Consider the following 3,449-nt stretch of genomic DNA (forward strand, 5'->3'; position numbering starts at 1 on the left):
GTACGTGGCCACGCACAAGACCAWGGGCGAGACTTACGCCGCGATTTTGTGCGGCGCCAACATGAACTTCGATCGCCTGCGCTTCGTCGCCGAGCGCGCCGAGGTCGGTGAAGAGCGCGAAGCCCTGTTCGCCGTAACGATTCCCGAAGAGCGCGGCAGCTTCCGGCGCTTTTGCGAAGTCATCGGCGAGCTGCCCGGCGGGCCGCGCAGCGTGACCGAGTTCAACTACCGCATCAACGACGACGCCAAAGCCCATGTCTTCGTCGGCCTGACCACCTCGGCCAAGGGAGAAAGCGCCAAGATCGCCGCCAATTTCTCGCGGCACGGCTTCAAGACCCTGGACCTCACGCACGACGAGCTCGCCAAGGAACACATACGCCACATGGTCGGCGGGCACAGCGCGCTGTCCAAAGACGAGCGCCTGCTGCGCTTCATCTTCCCCGAGCGGCCCGGCGCGCTGATGAAGTTCCTCTCGAGCATGCGGCCGGGCTGGAACATCAGCCTCTTTCACTACCGCAACCAGGGCGCCGACTACGGCCGCATCCTGGTGGGCCTGCAGGTGCCCAAGGCCGACAACAAAGCCTTCAAGGACTTCCTCGACACCCTGGGTTACCCCCACGTCGAGGAAACCGCCAACCCGGTTTACCGGCTTTTCCTGCAAAGCTGACCCCGGCACAACCGCCATGAATGCACAAGGCGCACCCCCGGCAAAGCCCGCCCCGGCCAACACCTCGGTGTGCCCGCGCTGCGGCGCCGGCCTGCGCTGCGGCATGGTGGCGGGTGATGCCGAATGCTGGTGCGTCAAACTGCCTCACCTCATGCCTGTTCCCAGTGAACGTCCCGCGCGGGCCGAAGGCAACGCGCCGTCCTGCTTCTGCCCCGCCTGCCTCAAGCTGATCACCGATGAACGCTCCCGACTTTCCACCCCTGATCCTGCCCGCGATTGAGCCCACCGCCGACCTCCCGCTGGAGGCCAGGCTGCGGCACAAGATCGCCCACAAGACCAAGCCGCTGGGCGCGCTCGGCCGGCTCGAAAGCCTGGCGCTGCAGTTGGGCCTGGTCCAGCGCAGTGAAACCATCACGCTGCGCGAACCCCAGATGGTGGTCTTCGCGGCCGACCATGGCATCGCCGCCGAAGGCGTTTCCGCCTACCCGCAGGCCGTCACGGTGCAGATGGTCGGCAATATGCTGGCCGGCGGCGCCGCCATCAATGTCTTCGCGCGCCAGCACGGTTTTGCGCTGCAAGTGGTGGACGCCGGCGTCGCGGCCGAACTCGCGCCGCACCCGCAGCTGCTGCAGCGCAAGATCGCGCCCGGCACACGCAACATCCGCCACGAGCCCGCCATGACGGCCGCGCAGGCGCGCGCCGCCTTGCAGGCCGGCATGGACATCGTGCGCCAGTTGCCCGGCAATGCCGTCGCCTTCGGCGAGATGGGCATTGCCAACACCTCCGCCGCCGCCCTGCTGTTCGCGCGCCTGGCGGGCGTCGGCATAGATGAGGCCACGGGCCGTGGCACCGGCCTGGACGACGCCCAGCTTGCGCACAAACGCCAGGTGCTGGCACAGGCACTGGCCCGCCATGCCGGCGCCACCCAGCCCCTGGATGCGCTGGCCGCCCTGGGCGGCTTTGAAATCGCCATGATGGCCGGCGCCATGCTGCAGGCCGCGAGCGAGCGCCGCGTCGTGCTGGTTGACGGCTTCATCGCCGGCGCCGCCGCGTTGGCGGCCAGGGCCCTGGCGCCCGCCGTACAGGACTACATGGTGTTTTGCCACCGCGGGGAAGAACACGGCCACCGCCTGCTGCTGGCCCACCTCCAGGCCGATCCGCTGCTGGACCTGGGCCTGCGCCTGGGCGAAGGCACGGGTGCGCTGCTGGCCTGGCCGCTGCTGCAGTCGGCGGCCGGTTTCCTCAACGAGATGGCCAGCTTTGACTCCGCCGGCGTGAGCGGCCGCGAAGACGCCTGAACCGCAAGGGGCACCGCATGACCGCCATCGCCCAGTTCATCCGCGAGTACCTGCTCGCCGTCCAGTTCTTCACCCGCATCCCCATCACCGGGCGGCTGGCCGACTGGGTGGGCTACAGCCCCGAACTGCTGCGCGCCAGCGCCGGACACTTCCCCGGCGTCGGCATCCTGGCCGGCGCTTTTGCCGCCGCCCTGTACGCCCTGGTGCAGGCCCTGCTGCCCGACACCACCTTCACGCCGCTGGTGGCCGCCGCGCTGTCCACCGCCGCCACCGTGCTGCTGACCGGCGGCTTTCATGAAGACGGCCTGGCCGACACAGCCGACGGCCTGGGCGGCGGCCACGACAGGGAGCACGCGCTGCAGATCATGAAGGACTCGCGCGTCGGGGCCTTCGGCGCCATGGCCCTGGTGCTGGCCGTGCTCGCCAAGGTCTCGCTGCTGGCCATCCTCGGTTCGGTCGAGGGCGCGCCCACCGGCTGGGAAGAAGCGCCCTTTGCGAGCTGGTACATCTGCGCCGCGCTGTGGACGGGCCACGTCGTCTCGCGCGGCCTGCCGCTGCTGCTGATCTACCTGCTGCCGCACGCCGGCGACACGGCCGCCTCCAAGTCCAAACCGCTGGCCGACCAGATCTCGCCGGGCGCCCTGCTGGTCRGCTTTGCCTGGTGTTTTGTCGCCCTCGCCCTGGCCGCCCTTGCGCTGGACGCCCTGAACCTGATCGTCGCCTGCAGCTTTGCCCTCCTGGCCCTGCTGTGGATGGGGCGGATGTTCAAACGCCGGCTGCAAGGTTTTACCGGTGACTGCCTGGGCGCCACCCAGCAGGTGTGCGAAATCGCGTTTTATTTCGGCCTCGCGATCAGCCTGTGACCAGGACGGCCACCAAGCCATGAGACTCTGGCTGGTCCGCCACGCAAACCCCCTGATAGATCCCGGCATCTGCTACGGCCGGCAGGAGGTGGCAGCCGATGTTGCCGCCACCGCAGAATGCGCACAGGCACTGGCCAAGCTGCTTCCAGCCGACACCCGCGTTGCCCATTCCCCCTTGCAGCGATGCGCTCAACTCGCGCAAGCCCTGCGCGAACTCCGGCCCGACCTGGCCTGCAGCAGCGACCCACGGCTTCAGGAAATCAACTTCGGCGCCTGGGAAGGCCAAGCCTGGCGGGACATCGCCCCCACAGAACTGCAATCCTGGACAGACGGCTTCGCCGAATACGCCGTGGGCGGCAGCGGTGAAAGCACAAGCCAGGTCATGGCACGTGTCGCCTCGGCCTTCGATGAATTGCGGGGCCAGGCAGACACCCTGTGGATCACGCACGCCGGTGTCATACGTGCCGTGGAACTGATCGCGCGCGGCACGCGTCAGATCACCAGGGCCGACGAGTGGCCTGTTGAAGCGCCGGCCTACGGGCAATGGTGCACACTCGAGCTGGAAACCCCCTCTTAAAACCCAGACAAGGCACAAAAAAATGGCAGCAACCCTGGATGGTC

The 3,449-nt window shown here is 68.1% G+C and carries 5 protein-coding genes; all 5 read left to right on the forward strand.

Going from position 1 to position 3,449, the window contains the following annotated elements; translation table 11 throughout:
* On the forward strand, positions 1-667 hold a 667-nt coding region (locus tag AC1D0P_RS23475), incomplete at its 5' end, for a threonine ammonia-lyase (protein ID WP_477678942.1).
* Positions 668-683: 16 nt separating this feature from the next.
* A complete protein-coding gene (locus AC1D0P_RS23480; RefSeq protein ID WP_477678943.1) occupies positions 684-947 on the forward strand; it encodes a cysteine-rich CWC family protein in 264 nt (87 codons plus the stop codon).
* Positions 904-1,965: a nicotinate-nucleotide--dimethylbenzimidazole phosphoribosyltransferase gene (gene cobT / locus AC1D0P_RS23485; RefSeq protein WP_477678944.1), complete on the forward strand. Its 1,062-nt coding sequence runs from the start codon at positions 904-906 to the stop codon at positions 1,963-1,965. The genes AC1D0P_RS23480 and cobT overlap by 44 nt, the downstream gene beginning before the upstream one ends.
* 17 nt (positions 1,966-1,982) lie before the next feature.
* Entirely contained in the window at positions 1,983-2,828 is an 846-nt protein-coding gene (locus AC1D0P_RS23490) for an adenosylcobinamide-GDP ribazoletransferase (RefSeq protein ID WP_477678945.1), read from the forward strand.
* A 19-nt stretch (positions 2,829-2,847) separates the two neighbouring features.
* Complete coding sequence (locus tag AC1D0P_RS23495; RefSeq protein WP_477678946.1) at positions 2,848-3,405, forward strand: histidine phosphatase family protein; 558 nt, start codon at positions 2,848-2,850, stop codon at positions 3,403-3,405.
* The last annotated feature ends 44 nt before the right edge of the window (positions 3,406-3,449 follow it).

Source organism: Polaromonas sp. P1_G2, from assembly GCF_056405515.1.

Bases quoted from the DNA above. Each gene is read 5' to 3' on its own strand.
- AC1D0P_RS23480 (WP_477678943.1), top strand. From the start codon at position 684: ATGAATGCACAAGGCGCACCCCCGGCAAAGCCCGCCCCGGCCAACACC.
- AC1D0P_RS23495 (WP_477678946.1), top strand. From the start codon at position 2,848: ATGAGACTCTGGCTGGTCCGCCACGCAAACCCCCTGATAGATCCCGGC.
- cobT (WP_477678944.1), top strand. From the start codon at position 904: ATGAACGCTCCCGACTTTCCACCCCTGATCCTGCCCGCGATTGAGCCC.